The organism is Mesorhizobium sp. CC13 (assembly GCF_039907765.1).
GTDB lineage: Bacteria > Pseudomonadota > Alphaproteobacteria > Rhizobiales > Rhizobiaceae > Aminobacter.
In genome coordinates, this window is sequence record NZ_JARDJI010000009.1 from 45040 (window position 1) to 65416 (window position 20377).

18 protein-coding genes are annotated in these 20377 nt (G+C 62.7%); 8 read left to right on the plus strand and 10 right to left on the minus strand.

Annotated elements, in window-relative coordinates:
- Positions 1 to 270: 270 nt before the first annotated feature.
- From PV773_RS14030 to PV773_RS14055, 6 genes are all read left to right on the plus strand, one after another.
- Complete coding sequence (locus PV773_RS14030) at positions 271 to 1176, plus strand: amino acid ABC transporter permease (protein ID WP_347966934.1); 906 nt, start codon at positions 271 to 273, stop codon at positions 1174 to 1176.
- Between the two features lie 4 nt (positions 1177 to 1180).
- Positions 1181 to 1948: an amino acid ABC transporter ATP-binding protein gene (locus PV773_RS14035; protein WP_347966935.1), complete on the plus strand. Its 768-nt coding sequence runs from the start codon at positions 1181 to 1183 to the stop codon at positions 1946 to 1948.
- 23 nt (positions 1949 to 1971) lie between these two features.
- A complete protein-coding gene (locus PV773_RS14040) occupies positions 1972 to 2913 on the plus strand; it encodes a transporter substrate-binding domain-containing protein (RefSeq protein WP_347966936.1) in 942 nt (313 codons plus the stop codon).
- 348 nt (positions 2914 to 3261) lie between these two features.
- Positions 3262 to 4074 carry a hypothetical protein gene (locus PV773_RS14045; RefSeq protein ID WP_347966937.1) on the plus strand — a complete coding sequence of 271 codons (813 nt, stop codon included), beginning with the start codon at positions 3262 to 3264 and terminating at the stop codon, positions 4072 to 4074.
- Positions 4064 to 5392, plus strand: a complete 1329-nt coding sequence (locus PV773_RS14050) for an amidase family protein (protein WP_347966938.1) — start codon at positions 4064 to 4066, stop codon at positions 5390 to 5392. The genes PV773_RS14045 and PV773_RS14050 overlap by 11 nt, the downstream gene beginning before the upstream one ends.
- 38 nt (positions 5393 to 5430) lie before the next feature.
- Positions 5431 to 6792: a serine hydrolase domain-containing protein gene (locus tag PV773_RS14055; protein ID WP_347966939.1), complete on the plus strand. Its 1362-nt coding sequence runs from the start codon at positions 5431 to 5433 to the stop codon at positions 6790 to 6792.
- Between the two features lie 126 nt (positions 6793 to 6918).
- On the opposite strand, the gene PV773_RS14060 is transcribed toward PV773_RS14055, so the two are convergent.
- From PV773_RS14060 to PV773_RS14090, 7 genes are all read right to left on the minus strand, one after another.
- Positions 6919 to 7413: a 2-oxo-4-hydroxy-4-carboxy-5-ureidoimidazoline decarboxylase gene (locus tag PV773_RS14060; RefSeq protein WP_347966940.1), complete on the minus strand. Its 495-nt coding sequence runs from the start codon at positions 7411 to 7413 to the stop codon at positions 6919 to 6921.
- Positions 7414 to 7970: 557 nt separating this feature from the next.
- Positions 7971 to 8693 carry a GntR family transcriptional regulator gene (locus tag PV773_RS14065; RefSeq protein ID WP_347966941.1) on the minus strand — a complete coding sequence of 241 codons (723 nt, stop codon included), beginning with the start codon at positions 8691 to 8693 and terminating at the stop codon, positions 7971 to 7973.
- Between the two features lie 428 nt (positions 8694 to 9121).
- Positions 9122 to 10282: a Xaa-Pro peptidase family protein gene (locus tag PV773_RS14070; RefSeq protein WP_347966942.1), complete on the minus strand. Its 1161-nt coding sequence runs from the start codon at positions 10280 to 10282 to the stop codon at positions 9122 to 9124.
- A 77-nt stretch (positions 10283 to 10359) separates the two neighbouring features.
- Positions 10360 to 11949 carry an ABC transporter substrate-binding protein gene (locus PV773_RS14075; protein ID WP_347966943.1) on the minus strand — a complete coding sequence of 530 codons (1590 nt, stop codon included), beginning with the start codon at positions 11947 to 11949 and terminating at the stop codon, positions 10360 to 10362.
- A 33-nt stretch (positions 11950 to 11982) separates the two neighbouring features.
- Entirely contained in the window at positions 11983 to 13581 is a 1599-nt protein-coding gene (locus tag PV773_RS14080; RefSeq protein ID WP_347966944.1) for an ABC transporter ATP-binding protein, read from the minus strand.
- 5 nt (positions 13582 to 13586) lie between these two features.
- Entirely contained in the window at positions 13587 to 14468 is an 882-nt protein-coding gene (locus PV773_RS14085) for an ABC transporter permease (RefSeq protein ID WP_347966945.1), read from the minus strand.
- The gene (locus PV773_RS14090; RefSeq protein WP_347966946.1) at positions 14468 to 15409 is read right to left on the minus strand and encodes an ABC transporter permease; all 942 of its coding nucleotides are present in this window, start codon (positions 15407 to 15409) and stop codon (positions 14468 to 14470) included. The genes PV773_RS14085 and PV773_RS14090 overlap by 1 nt, the downstream gene beginning before the upstream one ends.
- A 217-nt stretch (positions 15410 to 15626) precedes the next feature.
- Here PV773_RS14090 and PV773_RS14095 point away from each other — a divergent pair, with 217 nt between their 5' ends.
- A complete protein-coding gene (locus PV773_RS14095) occupies positions 15627 to 16334 on the plus strand; it encodes a GntR family transcriptional regulator (RefSeq protein ID WP_347966947.1) in 708 nt (235 codons plus the stop codon).
- 106 nt (positions 16335 to 16440) lie between these two features.
- On the opposite strand, the gene PV773_RS14100 is transcribed toward PV773_RS14095, so the two are convergent.
- The 3 genes from PV773_RS14100 to PV773_RS14110 are packed head-to-tail and all read right to left on the minus strand — an operon-like array spanning position 16441 to position 19317.
- Complete coding sequence (locus PV773_RS14100) at positions 16441 to 17670, minus strand: cyanate transporter (protein ID WP_347966948.1); 1230 nt, start codon at positions 17668 to 17670, stop codon at positions 16441 to 16443.
- Entirely contained in the window at positions 17667 to 17813 is a 147-nt protein-coding gene (locus PV773_RS14105) for a hypothetical protein (protein WP_347966949.1), read from the minus strand. Before PV773_RS14105 ends, PV773_RS14100 begins: the two co-directional genes overlap by 4 nt.
- Before the next feature lie 10 nt (positions 17814 to 17823).
- Entirely contained in the window at positions 17824 to 19317 is a 1494-nt protein-coding gene (locus PV773_RS14110; protein WP_347966950.1) for an MFS transporter, read from the minus strand.
- Between the two features lie 157 nt (positions 19318 to 19474).
- Here PV773_RS14110 and PV773_RS14115 point away from each other — a divergent pair, with 157 nt between their 5' ends.
- Positions 19475 to 20323 (plus strand): LysR family transcriptional regulator, encoded by an 849-nt coding sequence (locus PV773_RS14115; protein ID WP_347966951.1) that lies wholly within the window; start codon positions 19475 to 19477, stop codon positions 20321 to 20323.
- The last annotated feature ends 54 nt before the right edge of the window (positions 20324 to 20377 follow it).

The window sequence follows — 20377 nt, forward strand, 5'->3', positions numbered from 1 at the left end:
GATGCAGCAATGCTCCCTGGGAGCTGTCGGCGGAGCGCAAGCATTGGCGGGCCGGCGATCGTCGGACGGTCTATGTAGGTGCGCAAAAGAAGCCCAGCGGTCGACGACAACGCTGGACGACAGGCTGAGTAGCTCGACATCTTCGGGAGCGCCTGGGGTGGCCGTGTGGGGCTTCGCATGACGAAGCGGCCGCAACCCTCAATGAGAGATTGTCATGAGACCGCAGCGGTCGATGGCGTCATGCCTCTGCAAGGGTGGGAAATTCCAGCCTTGCCCGACGATGCCCCGCTAATTCCCCGCCCCCAGCCGTGGACTCCGGTGGCCGCAGTCTTCTGTGTTGCCATTTTTGCATTCTTGTTGTGGCGGTTCCTGGAGAACCCGGTCGTCGATCGGGCGGTCATCCTGGAATATCTCTTCAAGGATGTGACGCTCAGGGGTGTGGGTGTCACGCTCTACCTGACAGCCGTATCGATGGTCGCCGGCATCGCCGGTGCAATTCTGCTCGCCATCATGCACCTGTCGGACAACATCGTGCTGTCAAGCCTGGCGCGGCTGTACATTTCCATCTTCAGAGGCACGCCGCTTCTCGTACAGCTCATATTCTGGGGCTATCTCGGCATCTTCACGCCGGATATCTCGCTGAGCCTGCCGGGCATCGGCACCCTCTTCTCGGTTCCTACCTCAGACGTGGTCACCCCGATGGTCGCCGCAATACTGGCGTTGTCGCTCAACGCGGCAGCCTACTCGGCGGAAATCGTCCGAAGCGGCATCCTCTCCGTGCCGAGGGGGCAGGTCGAGGCCGCGAGATCCGTCGGCATGACGCGGTTCCAGGCGTTTCGACGAGTTGTGATGCCGCAGGCGCTCAGGGTGATCATTCCCCCGATGGGCAATGAGGTGATCGCCATGCTGAAGGGCACGTCGCTGGTCTCCGTCATAGCCGGCAACGACCTCATGACCAATCTGCAGAACGTCTATTCGCAAACGTTCCAGATCATACCTCTGCTCATCGTGGCCAGCATCTGGTACCTGATCCTGGTCTCCCTCCTGACCATCCCGCAGTCATGGCTCGAGCGGCGCTTCGGGCAGTCCGTGGCTCGCCCGCGCGTCCGCCGTCAGCAGAGCCGCCTTTGGAGCATGCGGCTGCGCAGCGTGACCCCAACTGGCGGAGGGAGTTGACCCCATGGCTGTGCAGCCTCTCGTCAGCGTCAGGACTCTCTCCAAGTCCTACGGTAACAAAGTTGTCCTCAAGCGCATCAACCTCGACGTCGCCGAGGGCGAGGTTGTTGCGCTGATCGGACCGAGCGGCTCCGGAAAGAGCACGTTGCTCCGCTGCATGAACCATCTGGAGGGCCAGGACAGCGGATGCGTCCTGGTTGCCGGCGAACCGGTCGGTTACGTCTTGAAGAACGGCGAGTTGCACGAGGCATCCGACAAGATCCTCTCCCATCAGCGACGCAGCATCGGCATGGTGTTTCAGGGCTTCAACCTGTTCCAGCACATGACCGCCCTCGAAAACATCATGGAAGGACCGATCCGCGTCTTGAAGCTCCCTCGTCCCGAGGTGGAGCAGCAAGCCAGGCGTTTGCTGAACCTCGTCGGCCTCGGCGACTGGGCCGATCACTACCCTTTGCAACTGTCCGGCGGTCAGCAGCAACGCATAGCAATCGCTCGTGCCCTGGCCATGAAGCCTCGCGTGATGCTCTTCGACGAGCCGACCAGCGCGCTCGATCCTGAACTGGTCGGCGACGTGCTCGAGGTCATGCGCACGCTGGCGCAGGAAGGCATGACAATGATCGTCGTCACCCATGAAATCGGGTTCGCACGGGAGGTATGCGACCGCGTGGTCTTCATGGCTGACGGCGAGATTGTCGAGCAGGGGCTACCGGGGAAGGTCCTGCTCGACCCGCAGCATGAACGCACCCGGGAATTTCTACGTAGGCTCCTTTGAACGCCCAACAGAAAGGTACAAGCATGCATATCAAGAGAAAACTGCTTGCCTCGTTCGCTGCTGCCGCCTTTGCGGGTGCTGCCTATGGCGGCACCGCAAGCGCCCAATCGGACACGGATCAAGTCGTTCTGGGCAAGACAATCACCAAGGACAAGGAAGCCGCAGGGCTCGTGCCGGCCAAGTTCAACGGCTCGCTTCGCCTCGTCGTTTCGGCGCCCTATGCGCCGTGGATGTTTTTCGACGACAAGAACGAACTGACGGGCATTGAAATTGACGTGGTCAAGACCGTCGCCGCCAAGATGGGTGTGAAAATCACCTTCGACAACATCAAGTTCGAAGGGGTGATACCCAGCCTCCAGGCCGGCAAGGCCGACGTGATCGCGGCTGGCATGGGCGACAACAAGAAGCGCGAAGAGATTCTCAACTTCATCAACTATACGACATTGGGCCTCGTCATTCTCGCACGCGACAGCGACAAGTCGATCAATGGCCTCATGGATCTGTGCGGCAAGTCGGTGAGCCGGATCAATGGCGATGTGTTCGGTCCGTGGGTGGAGGAAAAGCTGCAGCCGAAGTGCGAACAGGCCGGCAAAGGCAAGATCGAGGTCAGGACTTTCCCCGATCCCAATGCGGCTCTGCTTGCGGTCAAGAGCGGGTCTGTGGACACCGAGATCACTGGCCTCGTTTCGGCAACGACTATCGTCAACAGCAAGGAGAACGGCGGTCAGTTCCGCATCATCAAGCCTGACAACAGCCCACGCGGATGGAAGCTGGCCAATGGCGGTTTCGGCGTACTGAAGGCCGAAACGGAACTGACCAAGGCGATCGAAGTCGCACTGAAGGCGACGAAGGCAGAGGGAACCCTCAATGCCATCGCCGAGCACTATGGCTACCCGGACGTCATCATCGATGACATCGTGGTGAACCAGCCGGAGCCGGCTGGCAACCTGGGCGCGATCGACTGACGTCAAGCGTCAGGTCGCGGCGATGAGCACGGTCCCAACCGACGCCCGCCGCAACGGCCGGGCCCGATCTCGGTGGGGTGTTCGCGTCGACTGAACTTGCAGCTTACCGGCGTCTCTCTCCCGAGACTGCAAGACGACTGTCGCCACATCGGGGCAACCCGGTGTGGCGACAGTTGGCAGGACCGGATGCCCTGATATCGGCGCTCGCGGCCCTTGCCGAAATCGCAAGGCGCGCCTTGCTTGGCGCATCCAAGCATCTTCAAAGCAAACGAGACGGGATGAGCCGTGGACCTCCTGAGGATATCTTGCGCCCAAGATGTTATGTATGCTCCGCAATATGCTGGGATCTTGACCGGACTCTTCTCAGAGCAGTCGGTTCAGCTTGAGTTCTACAAGAGCGACGGCACCTTCGAAGGCACCGTCGGGGCCATCAATCGCGGCGACGTCGACCTTCTGCTGGGCACCTGCCTGTATGGCGTCAGGTTGGCCGAAACGGGTGTAGCCCCCATCATCGTGGCGCAGAGCAATCAGCAGACGCGCCACGTGCTGGCCCAGCGGGCCAACTGCCCATGCGATCTGCGATGGTCCGACTTGCGGGACAAGGTCATCGTCGTTTATCCCGGCCAGGCACCCACGGCGTGGGCCGCATTCACCTATGCGCTGGCCAAGAGCGGCCTCTCCCTCGGAAACGTCAAGCTGATCTTCGGCTACACGGCGGAAGATGCGATCAGCGAGTTCGTTCGTGGCGTCGGTGATGTCCTTTTCATTGATGGCGATACAGCCCTGCGCGACGACCTGCGGATAGCCTTGCCCGTGAGCCGGCAGGCCGGCCGCCTGCCATGGAGCGTCTACATGGCGGACCGGCAGAATCTCGAGCGAAAGCGCGAGCTCCTGCAGCGGTTCACCACGGCGCTGGACCGCAGCCAGAAATGGCTGCAGGGCGAGACGGCGGAGACGATCGCCCGAACCGTGGCCCCCTTCTTTCCGCATTCCAGTCCCCAGCGGCTCCTTGCAGTTGTCGCGTTGCACCAAAGCCTCGATCTCTGGGCCGCTTCCAGCGCCCTGCAACTCGATCAGGTGCAACGATGGTCGCAAGCGTTGGAGCTTGGCGGATTGATCGCGCCTGGCAAGCAACTGGGGGATTATCTGGATGTTCTTTGACACTCCGCTTCAAAGCCTTGTGGAACAGGCCGCCGCTCAACCGGAACGACTGCGCGAGCGCTATGCGACGCTGTTCGCTGAAATCGAACGCCGGGATGCCACCTATCAGTCCCTGTGCGAGCCAAATTGGGACTGGCTGGGCTCCGAGCTCGATCGCATCGGATCTCTACCAGATCCCAAGTCGAGGCCGGGCCTGTTCGGACTTCCTTTCGGGGTAAAGGATACGATTGCCGTTTCGGGACTGCCGACGAAGGCAGGCACACCGGGAGATGTCGGGCAAATCCTTCAGTTGCCCCAGAGCCCGGCAGTGACCGCACTTCAGGATGCCGGCGCGGTCATCGTGGCGAAACAGGCGACAAATCAGTTCTGTTCGAGCGCCGGGCCAGCACCGACGGAAGCCATTCGTGGAAAGGGATACTTCGCCGGCGGGTCGACGGTCGGCGGTGCGGTTGCCGTTGCAGCCGGCTTCACGCGGCTGGCACTGGGAAGCGACGCCGGAGGCTCCATCAGGCATCCCGCAGCCTTGGCAGGCGTTGCCGGGTTACGGCCGCGAAAGGGCTCGATTTCCGATGACGGCCAGATCAACGGCTCATTGTCGGGACAAAGCACCGGCCTGATCGCGCGCAGCGCGGCCGACATCGCGCTGATCCTGGCGAGATGCCCGTCCTTGCATGCCGAGCCAACTGATAGGGCTACCTGCGACAAGGATCGGCCGACGATCGGCATTCCGGACATCTCATGGGCCAATATCGCTCCGGCGGCGGAGGCGGCCTTGAGGTCGTGCGCGTCTCGCCTTGGAAAAATGGGCTACCAAGTGGTGTCGACACCCATCTGGCAGACGCAGGACGCCCAGGACGATTTCTTCTTCGTCATGAGTTTTGAAAACTGGCTGTTCCACAAGCCCCTGATGGCTGAGCATCCCGGAATCTACGATCCGGCCGTCTGTCGCGTGATGCGGGCGGGCGAGACAATAGAACCGCGAGAAGCCGCCGCGGCCGGGCGCCGGCTGGACGGCCAACGGAAACGATTCTTCGACCTGGCCCGCACCGCCGGGGTGGATATTCTGCTGACCCCCAGCATCCCATGGCCCGACATTCGCAAGGATGCCGGCAGCCCGCGTGAACTCTCTGCGGAGGGTGGGCGATTCACCGCCATATCGAACATCTACGACCTGGACAGTCTTTCCGTTCCGGCGGAGCGATCGCCCGAGGGTTGGGCGCGCTCCGTCATGCTGCACGGCCTCACCGTTCCACTGGCAGGCTTGTTGTCCTGCGCCCGGGAGTTCGAACTGCCGCACCCTGAAGTGCGTGCGATGTAAACCATGTCGCCCGGGAAATTCGAGGAGGGGCCTGCGCTATGATTGACGAGTTGACTACGTGGCTGGAGCGGACCGGAGCGCCCGGCGTATCGGTGGCGATCGACGATGGCCATGAAGTCCGCTGTTTCAACCAGGGCGTCTCCGACCTCCGCACGCGAGCTCCAGTGGGTGAGGAAACGGCCTTCCAGCTCGGTTCCGTGTCCAAGGTGGTTACTGCCTTCGTGCTGCTGGAAACTCTGGCCGAGAAGGGAATTTCCGTCGATACGCCCGTGGTGGAACTCGCGCCGGATCTGGAGGCCAGCAACGAGCGGGCGTTTCATGACATCACCAGTCGACACCTGCTTTCCCATACCAGTGGCCTCGATTCCCAGTGGTGGGTGGATCTGGGTCGAGGCGACGGCGCTCGCCGGCAGGCTGCCCGGGCGATAGCAGCTACTCCTCTCATCGCCCGGCCGGGGGAGCTGTTCTCATATTCAGGGCCGGCATTTGTTCTGGCGGGCTACCTGGTCGACCTATTGGCCAAATCATGCTGGGAGGAAACCGTTCGTGGGACGGTAGCTCGATATCTGGGCGACCATTCGGTTTCAGCGCGACCCGAAGACGTTCTCTTGCGGCCGTCGGCGACCGGATATCAAAAGCATCCGGTGCCGGGCCATGCACCGGTGCCCGCGTCACGATGGTACGCGCCCCTGGCGCTTTCTCCGGGCGGCGGGTTGGTGGCAACAGCATCAGACCTCGCCAGGCTCATGAAGGCGGTTCGCTCGAGGCTCGAACTGGGTACAGGCCATGGCTCCGGTCAGGTCGTGTCCGCCATTGGTTGGCGATTCGAGGGCTGGGGGCTGGGGATGGCCCGCTATCGGCTCGCGGATGGAAGCCTTTGCTGGGGGCACGACGGCACGACATCTGGCCAGGCCTGCGCAGTTCGCCTCTCCGACGAGGGGCCTGAAACGGTCGTCGTCACGACGAATGCCGTTTGGGCGGCCCCAGATGTCGGCATGTTGGCGGAGTCGATCATGAGCAAGCTATGCCGCGACAACACCCGACCGACCATCGAGCGACGCAGCGACGCGCTGGAGGCCTATGGTGCATGGCATTTGCCGTCCAATGCAGAACTTTCGGGCAGCTATGTGCGCCTCAACTCCACCATCGTCGTGCGGTCGGCTCCAAACGACGAGCTTGTCGTCGGCGAGATATCCTCACCCCAGGATGAAACCAACTGGTTCGGGCGGAAGGCTCCGCACGGCGCAGGTACCACCGACACACTCAAGAGGTTTGGCCAGCATTCGTTCAGGTCGGCCACCAAGGAGTTCCATTTCCTTCGGCATCCCGACGATCCCACGCGTCAATATATCCACAACGGGATGCGAGCCAGCGTGAAGACCCCGCGGCCGTGGATATGACGGCTCCATCTGTTCGCGGACTTTAGCGAAAACGGGGGAACGTCCCGTTGCCGCGGTTCCAAGCAGAGGCGCCCGCTTCGCGGGGGCCGGCATCCCATGCTGCTCTGCTTTGTATTTCCAGAACCCCTATGAAAAACACGCCTCCACCTGGATTTCCGCCAGCCGTTCGACTTCGCGATAGGTGGTCAGCATCTCCGTTTCGTTGTCGGACGCGAGGCGGACTTCAAGGGCCGCCAGCAGTTCGGCAGTGGTGTAATTGCGAACCACGAAAATCGCGCCGAAACCAAACTTTCCGGCATAGGAGGCCAGCAATGAAAGCAGCCTGGTTTGCTGGTCGGGGGTCATTGCGCCAAGGCCTGCCGATCGGCTTTCATCCGATACGATCCGCGCAGCCCGCACTCCTGGTTCGAGTGGCGTGTAGGCCTTGAGAATTGCCAGCTTTTCGGTGCTGCTCGCCGCGCGGAACTGCGATCTGAGCGCTATGAAGACGCCCGCACTATCGAACACCGGTGCATACGCATGGTCAAAAGCTCGCTCTGCCAGCAACTTCCCATCGCGAAAGCAATTGCTGAACCTTGCTACAAATTCGTCCCTGTTAAACGCAAGTACATCTCGCTTCATTTTTCAATTTTCCGATGTTTATAGAGCTGAAATCAAAACCACTTTTGCCCATGCGTTGCATCGTATGCCAGGTGCTGGACGGGCTTGATCATCCATTGACTTGGCCGTTGCCTGGACGCGGAGAGGCTGGCTCCGTATTGAAGAGCTCTGGGTTTGACTGAATCGTATACAAAATTGGATACCATAACTGTACGCTATTTGGAATACGAAAATTGAAAGTTTTGGATACAGATTATGACATCCTCCCTGCGTATAACGTCAGCGAAGGGGAGCTCTCCCGATCAAGGCGTCAGATCACGAAAGCGTCGCCGTCCTCGGCCGATCCGGGGCTGCGCGCCTTCGCAGGCAATGCAGTGCTGCCGAGCGCTCGCATCGGCCACCCAGCCGAACGGAAATAGCGACGCGGTTCTGCAGCTGCGCCGAGGGGGCATAGGCACTCCAGGAGCATGGCGCTTCTGGAGAGTGCCGTTGTCTACGGGCCGCGGGGGCGAGCCTTCTGCCGTGAGTTGCCGAGGCATTGGCCGGGCAACGGACATCCAAACCGGGTGATACGCCAACTAGGCGAGCGGCTTGAAAAGAGCCTTGAAGTCAACGCGCGCGGGGACATCAGAAAGGCCCATCTGGGCCTCGATGTGGTGCAGGTGGTTTTCCATCTGCTGAGCAGCAAGGCCAGGATCGCGCGACGCCAGGGCATCGACAATTTGCTCGTGTTCTTCACAGGAGCACGGAACGGCGCCGGGTGACTCGTAGAGCGCAATGATGAGGGACGATCGCGATATCAGTTCCTGCACGAAGTCGCGTAGAACGTCATTTCCGGCGAATGAGGCAAGTTCGAGATGAAAATCCCCTGAAAGCTGCAGTTGCCTTCGCTTGTCGCCCCGTTCCTGCGCCTTGCGCTCAGCCTCCACGGCGCTGCGCAGCCGTTCGATCCGCCGCTCGGTGATGGTCGGTGCGAGCCGCGTGACGAGCAGCCCCTCCACCGCCCGCCGCGCATCAAATACCTGCCTGGCCTCTTCCACCGATGGACGTGCAACGATGGCGCCCTTGTTGGGGATCAGTTCGACCAGCTTTTCATGAGACATCTGCTGCAGCACCTTCCTGATGATGGTGCGACTAATGCCAAAGGCACTTGCCAGCGCGTCTTCCTGCAATGGGGTTCCGGGCTGGAGCTGATGATGGACGATCGCGGCATAGATCTCATCATGAATCCGAACATCGATCCTTTCAGCGCGCGCCTTTGCAGCTGGCCGCTTGGCGTCGGCGCCCGAAGATGAAGGCATGAGGTCTCCCCAGGAAGTTCGAACGGATCGATTGTGCTCTGTATTGTATTATTTACAGCTGCACCATCTCAAACCGGCGAGGCTCGGGGACGTCCCGTATTCGGTCCACAATCACGACGCCGGTCCCATCTAGCATGGGAGGCGGGGGCCGGTTTCAGGTGCGCGCGCGACGGGAACTGGCCACAAGGTCGAATGCATCGACGATGCGCTTGCTCCAGCCCGCCGCCAAGGCACTCCGCCAACGGCGCGCCGTTCACAGAGGACGCCAGACCAGTTTTGGGGAAATGGCTCCAGTGTTCCTATCGAAACATGGGGGAAGCGGGAACAACTCGTCGAAGCGGCTTTGCCATCATCGCGTCGTGGCAAGACCGGCTATTGAATGTGCCGCGACGGGAGCAAGTTCGAGCATCGCGGCACGCTCCCGGATGCTACTTCACACCGAACACCACCTCGTCGTCGGCGAGCGGTTCGAAGCCGTTCTTCGTCAACACCGACGGCATGCTGGCGGGGATGCAACCTACTCCGTCCATGTAGAGGCAGGAGCAGATGTGGAAGCACATGCCTTCCTCCAGCACCTGTTCGTTGCCGGCACGGATCGCCATGACATTGTCCTCTCCCCAACCCGGAGGGAATGACGCGCCGATGCTGTAGGCCGGTCGCGTAACCATGTATTCGCCAAAGCCGGCCTTCTCGACGACGGTCTCGAAGATACGTGCCGCCTCGTGCGAGGTCATGCCGGGACGCACGCGCGCATAACCTTCGTTCAGCGCGTCGCGGCAGACATCGAACATGCGGCGAACGAGGTCCTGTGGCTCGCCGATCGAATAGATCCGGTACAACGGCGTATGGTAGTCCTGTACCGACGCCGCCGGTTCGACGTTGATGACCTCGCCCCGCCGTATCGGCGCGCCGCACCAGGTAACGTGCGCACGTGCAGTGCGCGGACCGGCGCAGACATTGGGCATCTGGGCGACGCGCCCGCTGCCGTTGCGCAGCAGGCTGTCGCTCACAACCGCGGCCAGCGCACTGTCGGTCATGCCCTCGTGAAGTGCCTCGAAGCCGTCGCGGCAGGATTGGGCGACGATCGCGCCGGCCCTGCGCAGCAGGGCGATTTCGGTCGCGCTCTTGATGCGGCGCAGATGCTCCACCAGGCCCGACGCGTCCACAACCTTGCGGGCGCCGGTGAGCGGACCGAGGAAGCCGCGCAGTGAAGGCAGCGTCGCCGCGAACTCCACCGCCAGGACGGCGTTGGGACCGCCAAGATCGGCGATGGCGCCGTCGAGCACCTTGGAGAAGTCCTGGCCGTCGACCACGCCAAGCCCTTCGTTCACCCAAAGCTGATCGGCGAGCGCTCGGACGTTGCTGAGTTCGGTCCGCCGCATGACCCAGATCGCCTTGCCGTCTGCCCGCATGACCAGCGCGGTGGCGCCGTAGGCCAGCGAACCGAAACCGGTGAGATAGTAAGTGTTTTCGGTCGACGTCAGCACCACCACGTCGATGCCGCGCTCGGCCATCATCGCGCGCAACGCATCGCGGCGTGCCAGGTATTCCTGCGGTCTGAAGGCGAGCTGGTCGAAATTCTCGGTCATCTGTCTGTCTCGAAATCAATCAGGGAAGGGGGTGGCGGCGCCAGGCGCCGCCACAATTGGGGTTTGCTGCAGAGGTCTCAGTCTGCCTTCTTCAGGTTCCAGAACACCGGCACGTCCTGCGTCACCAGCATGCCCGACACCTTGTCGGAATGCGCGAGGTAGGTCGTCCATTGGCCGAGCGGCACGTGATGACCGGTCTCGAAGGCGCGGGTCGAGTATTCGGCAGCCACCGCCTTCTTTGCCTCCACCCCGTCGGCCATCGCCCACTTCAGGCGAAGATCCTCGAGCTGCTGGTCGCAGGGCCAGCCGAAGATGCCCTTCTCGCATGCGGCGGAGTAGGTGATGCTCCACACGGGAGTGGAGACGACCTGGCCGCCTGCGCTGGAATGGACGAGGTTCCAGCCGCCGTTGCCCGTGGGTTCCTTGGAGTTGCGGCGCTTCAGCACCGTCGCCCAGTCCATTGCCTGCACGTCGACATTGAGCCCGATGTCGCGCATTGCCTGCACGGTCACAACGGTCGCCGGATGCGCGATCGACTCGTCCGTCGGGTCGAGAATGACGATCGGCTTGGAGAAGTCCCAGCCGGCCTCCTTGAACAGTTCCTTGGCCTTTTCCGGATTTGGAGCCTTCAGCGCATCAAGGCCTGCTTCGGTCTCCATCGGCGTACCGCAGATGAAGAAGGAAGCGCAGGTGCGGAAGAAGTCGGGATTGCCGTTGATGGCCTGCAGGTATGCCTGCTGGTTCGTCAGCCAGAACATCGCCTGCCGTGCCTTCGGATTGTCGAAGGGCGGGTTCAAGTGGTTGAAGAACAGCAGCGCCTGCCTGCCCGTCTTGTTGACGGTCTCGGTCGCCATGCCCGGCGCGCTCTCCAGCACGGGAAGAAGGTCGAGCGACGGGTTTTCCCAGATGTCGACCTCGCCGCCGAGCAAGGCAGAGAGCGCGGTCTGCTGATCACGGATGACCAGCCATTCAATGCGATCGACATTGCCCACCTTGCCGCCTGCAAAAGCGCTCGCCGGCTCCGAGCGCGGGACGTAGTCGGCGAACTTCTCATAGACGACCTTGTTTCCGGGAACCCATTGCTCCTTGACGAAGCGATACGGCCCGGAGCCGATATATTCCTGGATTTCCTTGAAAGGATCCGTCTCGGCGATGCGCTTGGGCATCATGAACGGAATGTTGGAAGCGACCTTGCTCAGCGACTCCAACACCAGCCCATAGGGCTCCTTGAAGACGAGTTCGAAGGTCTTGTCGTCAACGACCTTCATTTCAAGGAGCACGCGGTTCATGAGCTGGCCGGCGGCATCGCGCGCGGCCCAACGCTTGAGCGAGGCCACGCAGTCCTCGGCCTTGACCGGCTGGCCGTCATGCCATTTCAGGCCGTCGCGAAGCGTGAAGCGGTAGGTCTTGCGGTCCTCCGACAGCTTCATCTCCTTGACCATCTGCGGCTGCGGGACGAAATTCTCGTCGAGCCCGTAGAGCGTGTCGTAGATCAGGAATCCGTGCATCTTGACGATGTCGGCCGTGGAGCCCATGGGATCGAGCGCCTGTAGATCGGCGTGCGGCACGAAGCGGAGGGTGGTCTCCGCAGCAGCGATCCCCATTCCGGCGATCAGAAATGCCGAGGCCAGAAGCGCTCGGCCGGTGCGTTTCAAAGTTGTCAGCATGTGCAGTTCCTCCCATTGAATCCTTGTGCCGCCTCAGGCGGCCGCTGCTGCCTGCCTCCCCGGAATGGAATCCAGCAGGCGGCGCGTATAGTCGTGTGACGGCGACGCAAAGACCGCCCGCACGCTGCCTTCCTCGACCAGTTCTCCCCGGTGCATCACGAGGATGCGGTCGCAGATCTGGGCCGCGACGCGCAGGTCGTGCGTGATGAACAGGATGGCCAAGTTGAAGCGCTTCTGGACGTCGTCGATCAGCTTCAACACTTGCGCCTGGACGGAGACGTCGAGCGCCGAGACAGCCTCGTCGGCCACCAGTATTTCCGGTTCCATGGCAAGGGCGCGTGCAATCGAGATGCGCTGCCGCTGGCCTCCCGAGAACTGATGCGGGTATCGGTTGAGGGCTGCCGGATCGAGCCCCACCAGCGCCATCAGCTCGCGGGCCTTCTCCCATGCGGCGGCCTTCGAGACACCGAAGTTCATCGGCCCTTCGATGATCGACTGACCGACGGTCCGGCGTGGGTTGAGTGAGCGATACGGGTCCTGGAAGACGATCTGCAGGCGCCGCCGCAAGGGCTTGCCCGAGCCGTCTGGCATCTGAGCCTCGCCGGCGGTGGGCTCGATCAGGCGCGTGATGCAGCGTGCCAGTGTCGATTTGCCGGAACCCGATTCACCGATCACGCCCACTGTTTCGCCGCGGCGCAAGGTGAGAGAGGTCGGCTTGAGCGCCACAACCTCGCGCGTGCCGCCGATACCAGAGCGGACATTGTAGGTCTTGGCGATGTCCTTGACGGTGAGGGCGAGCGGGCCAAGCGCCGGTTCCGGCGGCCGGGCGGCCTCGAGGGTGGGCACGGCAGCGATCAGCATGCGCGTGTAGTCAGCCTCGGGAGCCGTGAGAATGCTGCTCGCAATGCCGCTTTCGACGACCTTGCCGGACTTCATCACGACCACACGGTCGGCGATCTCGGCAACCACCCCGATGTCATGGGTGATGAACAGCACGCCCATGCCGCGACTGCGCTGGAGATCACGGATCTGTTTGAGGATCTGCGCCTGCGTGGTGACGTCCAGCGCGGTCGTCGGCTCGTCGGCAATGAGCAGGCGGGGCTGCAGGATCAGGGCGGCCGCGATCAGCACGCGCTGGCGCTGACCGCCCGAAAGCTGGTGGGGATAGGTATGATAGAGCCGCTGCGGATCGGGCAGGCCGACCTCTTCCATGGCCTTGACGACACGGGCGAACCGTTCGGCGGGGGACAGCGAAAGATGCGTGCGGAGGACCTCGTCGATCTGGGCGCCTATGGTATGGACGGGATTGAGCGCGGTCATGGGCTCCTGGAAGATCATGCCGATCTCGGCCCCGCGAAGCGCGCGCATCCGCCGCAGCGACGCCTGAAGCAGGTCCTCGCCGTTGAACATGATCGCGCCCTGCGGCCTGACGAAGGTTTTGGGCATAAGCCCCATGATCGTCTGCGCCGTGACCGACTTGCCTGAACCGGATTCGCCCACGACGCAGACGATCTCGCCTTGGGAGACGGAGAAGGAGACATCCTCGACCGCGTTGCGGCGGTCGCCACCGAGCGGCAGCGGCACGGTGAGGTTTCGGATGTCGATGACTGGAGGAAGTGCGTTCATGTACATCTCGCTCACATCCGTTTGGCAAGGCGTGGGTCGAGCGTGTCGCGCAGGCCATCACCGAGCAGGTTGATGCCCAGCACCGTCAGCGCCAGAAACAGGCTTGGGAGGAAGACGAGCCGCGGCGCCACCTGAAAAAAGGTGCGCCCTTCCGAGATCATGTTGCCCCAACTCGGGATCTCGGGCGGCAGCCCAGTGCCGAGGAAGCTCAGCGCCGCCTCGACCAATATGGCCGACGCGCAGATATAGGTTCCAAGCACCAGCAGCGGAGCGATGGTCGAGGGCAAGATGTGGCGCACCAGGATGAGAGGCGTTGGCGTGCCGATGGAGATCGCCGCCTCCACATAAGGCTCTTCGCGCACGGTGAGCACCACGCTTCGAACAAGCCGCACCACCCGCGGAATTTCCGGGATCGTCAGGGCAACGATGACGGTTCCGACGCTTGCGCGGGTGAGTGAGACCAGCGCGATTGCCAGAAGGAAGGTCGGGATCGCCATCAGCCCGTCCATGACGCGCATGACGATGATGTCCACGGAACGGAAATAGCCCGCAACAAGCCCTATCAGGACACCAAAGGTGATGGCCGTGACTGCAACGGTGAGCCCTACGATCAGCGAACTGCGCGCGCCGTAGACAACGCGGCTGTAGACGTCGCGGCCAAACAGGTCGGTGCCGAACCAGGCGAGGTCCGACGGCGGCTTCAGGCGCATCCCTGGATCGATCCGAACGGGGTCGACCGTTCCGAGCAAAGGTGCCGCAAGCGCCATGATCACAATGGCTGCAACGATTGCGCCGCCGATCATGACGGAGGGATTGCGTGCCGCCTGAGCGATCAGGTCGAAAATCGGGTTGCGCGGCGCGTCGCCGGCAAGTTGTGGTGAAAGCAGTGTCATCAGTAGCGCACCCTTGGGTCGAGCAGCGCGTAGCCAATATCGATGGCCAGGTTGATCAGGACGTAGACCGCAGAAAACAGCAGGATCACGCCCTGGATGACCGGATAGTCGCGCTTCAGGATGGCATCGACGACCAGGCGGCCGATGCCGGGGATGTTGAATACCGTTTCGATGACCACGACGCCGCTGATCAGCAGTGCCACGCCTATGCCAATGACCGTGAGGATCGGTATTGCGGCGTTGCGCAAGGCGTGATGGGTGATCACCAGTCGCTCGGCGACGCCTTTGGCGCGGGCCGTGCGAATGAAATCCTCGCCCATCATTTCAAGCACGCTGGCGCGCGTGATGCGGGCGATCAGCACCATGTAGGCAAGGCCGAGTGTCACCGTCGGCAGCGTGATGCTGCGCAGGAAGGGCAGCACGCCTTCGGAAATGCTGGTGAAGCCCTGGACGGGAAGCCAGCCAAATTTCAAGGAGAACAGGTAGATCATGCAGTAGCCGAGCACAAAGGCGGGCACCGAAAAGCCGACCACCGAGACGGCCATGAGCGTCCGGTCGAGCCAACTTCCCGCGGTCGCACCCGCCACGGTGCCGAGCGGAACGGCAACGCTGATGGCAAACAACATGGTCGTCAGAGCGAGCGACAATGTCGGCTCGACACGCTGCAGTATCAGTTCGGTGACCGGCAGGTTCGTGAAGATCGAGGTCCCGAGATCGCCGGACAGCGTGTTGCCCATCCAGATGATGAATTGCGTCGCCAGCGGTTGGTCGAGGCCGAGGGCCGTGCGGATACGCTGAAGTGTCTCGGCATCAGCGTTGTCACCGGCAATGACCAGGGCAGGGTCGCCCGGGCTGAGCCGCAGCAGCAGGAACACCACCACGGAGACGACGACCATCACCGGGATCACGGCGAGCGTTCGCTTGGCCACAAAAGCAAGCATCAATCCGCCTCCTCCAGCGTGAATACAAGCTCGTATGCGATTGGATACAATTAGAGCATACATATATGCCGACGACAAGCGAAAATGTCGGCAGCCATGGCTTTTCGATGCGGCCACTTACCGTCAATGCGGCATTGCGTTACCTATCTGAGGACAGATATTGTGTGATTGTGTAGACTGTTTCGTATGCAATCCGAAGATTGGGAGGCCTCGCAGGATGCGAAGCGAGAAAATCAAGTCGAACGGTGGGCGCGCCCAGGCAGTGCATCGCGCCATCAAGAGGGCAATCCTGGACAAAGCACTGGGGCCCGGCGTGAAGCTGCCGGAGGACTCGATTGGCGAACAGCTGGGCGTCAGCAGGACCCTCGTGCGCGAAGCTCTGGTACGCTTGAGCGAGGAGGGATTAGTAGAACTGCGGCCGCATCGCGGCGCGGCCGTAGCTACGCCGAGCCTCGAGGAGGGACACCATCTGTTCATCACCCGTTTTGCGCTCGAGCGCTTGGTCGCCGAGACCTTGTCGGGGCGGCTGAGCAAAGAGCAGGCGCATGAACTGGCAGAACACATCGCCGCGGAAGAAGCGGCGAGGCATGGCCAGGATGCCGCCTCAATCCGCCTGGCAGGCGAGTTCCATACGCTGCTGGCCTCGATGACCGGCAACGCGACCCTGATCCGCTACGTCAATGAATTGGTCTCGCGCAGCTCGCTTATCCTGGCGCTGTATGGTCGACCACATTCATCGGAGTGCGCGGTGTCTGAACATCGTGAGATTCTCGATGCACTGGTTGCGGGGGAAACGTCACGCGCAGCCCATCTGATGGTGCAGCACCTGGAGTCCATCACCACCAGGGCGGTTCTGCCCCGGGATGGTCAAAACGACATCCGCAACGTGTTGGCCCGCTACGCGACTGCCGAAGGATTGGGGTAGAATGTTCCATTCGATCTGCATTCAACTGCCCCCATGGCGTCTATGGACATCGTCACAGTCATGCTGCCGCCAGCTTCCTCGACACTCGGATCCTGTGTGCGCTGCTTCAGCTGGGACAGCCTGAGAGGCCGCTTCTGTCCGCTCCACCGGACCTCATGGCTTGGTGGTACCGGGTGGGATCGAGGCGCAGATAAATCAAGGACGTCATCCCCACGCATACCGCATGCATGAGCCACCCGGCCGAGAAATTGCCGGTCCAAACCTGCATGACGGTCATTGCATATGGACCCAGCGCTGCGATCAGAAACCCGCCTCCTTGCATGAGCGCTGCCAAAGCTCCGGCCTGTTCTGGCCGCGGCAGATGATCGAGAGCTGTTACGATCGAAAGCGAAAAACTTCCGCCGAGCCCGGCGCCACAGAGCCCGGCCCACCACCAGGCGCCCTGGGTGGGAAAAAGGGCGAGGCCGGAAAAGCCGACAACCTGCATAGCTGCAGCAAGCACGAGCCAGGGACGTCGATCGCTGCTGCCACGTGCCAGGAGCGGAAGGCCGAGGGCCGAGACTGCCTGGCACAATGCCATGATGGCCACGAGGTTGCTGCTTTCAGCGCCGGTCCAGCCCTGAGCCTGGTAGTAGGGCGCAAGCCACGCCACCAGTGAAGAATAGCCGCTATTGATCAGACCGAACGCGGCCACGAGGGCCCATGAGCGCGGGCGCCGCAGCAGCGATCCCGTTACGGTCTTGTCCGGCCTGACTGCCTTCGCGTCCGGTAGAACCCGGCAGGCGGCTATCAGTGCAACCAAGACGGGGGCCGCGAGCCATGCGAGAGCGGCTCTCCAACCATAGCCGGCGCTTGCCAGAGCCGGCATCAGGCGTGCTCCGAGCGCACCGCCGCCCATGATCATAGCCGAATAGAGGCCGGTTATGGCCGGCACCCTGGTTGGAAACCGGGTCTTGATGATCCCCGGAAAAGCTGCCTGTATGAAAGCAACCCCTGCGCCGCACATCATGGCCGTCAAGATCAGAACAAGCCCGTCCGTCGCGAATAGCCGCAACAGCGAACCCGACATCAGCAAGGCCAGTGCGGCAATCAAGCCGCGTCGCACCCCGACCGCCGTCTCGATGGTCGGCGCGACGAAGGCTCCAACACCCATAAGAAGCATGGGCAGCAAGGTAAGCATTGCGACGCCAGCGTATCTTAGGCCCGTGTCTGCCACGATGCTCGCAAGCATCGGCCCGGGCGCCGTCAGAAATGGCCGCAGGTTGATGCCAATCAGGACCACCAGCCCGACCATGGCCCATTGGCGGCTCGCGCCCGCGTTCCTCGCTTGCGTCATGGGGCGAGCACCCTGCGCACGCGCAAGGCGCGTCGACCATCAGCATGCTCGATGGCTGCGATTTCGCCGTCGGTGGCGGCCAAACGAAGAACAATCCAAAGGCGGGTGAGTATCGAAACGTGGGCGCAGCGGCTGGCGTTCATGAACTGCTTCTCATTCGGTTGCCTCAAGTTCCCGATCGTCAGCCTGGCGCTGCCGGGCACCTTCGCCCGCAGCAACGGCGCCCGGTCGAGTATCCGTGGGGGTTGGCCTTTGCTCGGTTGGGCTGCTTGTCATCACCCCCAGCCGCGACAGACTCGCCATGCTGCCCAGAAGCGCAGCGGCCGCAGCAACCCACATCGCGACCGCGGCGCCGGGGGAGCCAAGGGACGTGAACAGAGCGGCCACCAGGCCGGCGCCGAAGGACTGACCCATGACGCCGCAGACGCTGGACATGCCGCCCGCGCTGCCGCTTCGCTCGCGTGGCGCAGCGGTCATGATCGCCCGCATGTTGGGCGACTGGAAAAGCCCATAGCCAAAGCCGCAGAACGCCATGCGCCAGGCAATATCGAGAGCGGTCGGCGCGCTCGGCAGCGTGGCGAGCAAGACCAGCCCGAGGCTCAGCACAACCAGCCCGACGCCGCCCAGCGCACCGGCCGGCACCCGGTCGGACAGGCGGCCCGCCAGGGGTGCCGCCAATGCGACGGCCGCAGGCCAGGGCGTGATCAGAAAGCCCGTCTCCACCTGCGAATAGCCGTAGAGAGCCTGGAGCATGAAGGGCATCGACACGAAGGCCACCGTCTGCGCGAGGAAGGCCAGGAAGGACGTCAGCACCGACAGCCCGAACATCGGCCGGCGCAGCAGGTCGACCGCCAGGATCGGCGCCGGGCTACCGGCCTGGCGCCTCATCAGCAGGGCCAGGCTGCTTGCGGCGGCAAGTGCCGCCAGCGCCGGTGTCGTCCATGGGGCGCCCTGGGTCGCCGTTCCCAGGGCAAAGACGGTCGAGGCAAGGAACGTTGCGCAGAGCCCCGCGGCCAGGCCGTCGAACCGGCGGGTGCTGCGTGGTGTGGCAGGAAGGGCGTAGAGCCCCATTGCGATGCCGACGATGCCGATGGGTACGTTGATCAGGAACAGCCAGTGCCAGCTCGTCATGCTGAGGATGGCAGAAGCGGCCGACGGTCCTGCCGCGAAGGAGATCGCGACGACGAAGGCGTTCAGCCCCATGCCGCGTCCGAGCATGGACTGCGGGAAGATGAACCGGGTCATCGCCAGGCCGATGCCCAGGATTCCGGATGCGCTCATGCCTTGAAGGATGCGCCCCGCAACCAGCCACTCCAGCGACGGCGCAAGCCCGCACATCAGCGAGGCAAGCGTGAACAGGATGAGACCGCACATCGAGATGCGGCGCAGGCCGATGATTTCACCGAGGGCTGCCGCCGGCAGCAGCGAGGCGGCCATCGCCAGCTGATAGGCACTGACGACCCAGATCGACTGGGCATCGGTGGCGCCGATGTCCCGCGCGATCGTCGGGAGGGCGGTGTTTGCGATGGCCACGTCGAGATTGGCCATGCACACGTTCATCATCACGGCCACGGCTGCGATCGTCCGGTCCGGCAGGGGCAGGCCCTCGCCGGGGGTCGGAACATGCTTGAGCCGGAATGCGAACACGTGTCTGCCCTCGGGCGACGCCAATCTGGCGCCACATCATCTCGATGGAGGAATCCTGGAGGCCGCCATGGCGGTCACAGACGGTTAGTTCTTGCGTTCTGCATGCGCAAATTAGATGTTTTGATAAAGTTCATGCAGAAACCAGATGGAGAGCGGCATGTTCGATCCGCGGCTGCTGCGAGCCTTCGTGATGATCGTCGATTGCGGCAGCTTCACCACGGCTGCCGAACGTCTTCACATGACCCAGTCGACGATCAGCCAGCAACTGGGACGGCTGGAGGACGCCGTCGGGCGGGAGCTGATCGACAGGGCGGCCAGACCGGTTCGCGTGACCGCGACGGGTGAGCGGCTGCTCGGCCATGCGCGCCGTATCCTTGCCTTGCAGACCGAGGCGCTGAGCCTGTTGGCGGACACGTCCGGCACGACTTCGATGCGGGTCGCAATGCCCGACGATATCGCCACGCCCGAGATGGTGCGGGTCTTTGCGGCCTTCGCAAACCGCCACAGGCAGGTGCGCATAGACGTCACGACCGGGCTGAGCCTCGACCTGACCAGGCGCTATCGCGGCGGCGAGTTCGACATCGTCGTGGTCAAGGAAGCAGCGGCCAGCTCCGACCACTTCGCCACGTTTCCCGAGCCCATCGCCTGGTTTGCATCCGCCGATCCCGGCATCCTGTTTTCGGATCCGTTGCCGCTGGTGGCATTTCCGCCGGGAGGGCTTTACCGCGACGCGATGTTCGAGCGCATCGAGCGCGAACGCAGGCGCTGGTACGTAGCCTTCACGAGCAGCAGCCTTCAAAGCGTGCTTTCAGCCGTCGAGGCGGGGCTCGGCCTTTCGCTGCTCCCCGTCGGAACCACGAAGGGCCGAAAGGTCAGGCAATCGCCAGACTTCGGCATGGAACCTCCGATGGTGGTCTCGATCTACTCCTGGGAGCGAGGCGGACTGGTCGGCGAACTCACCAACGAGATGAGCGGGATTTTGAGTGCACGATTCTTGGACCCCTGACGCCGGGCAGACTGGCCCGTCATCCCGCTGAAACGAGGCCAACGCGCTCATCGC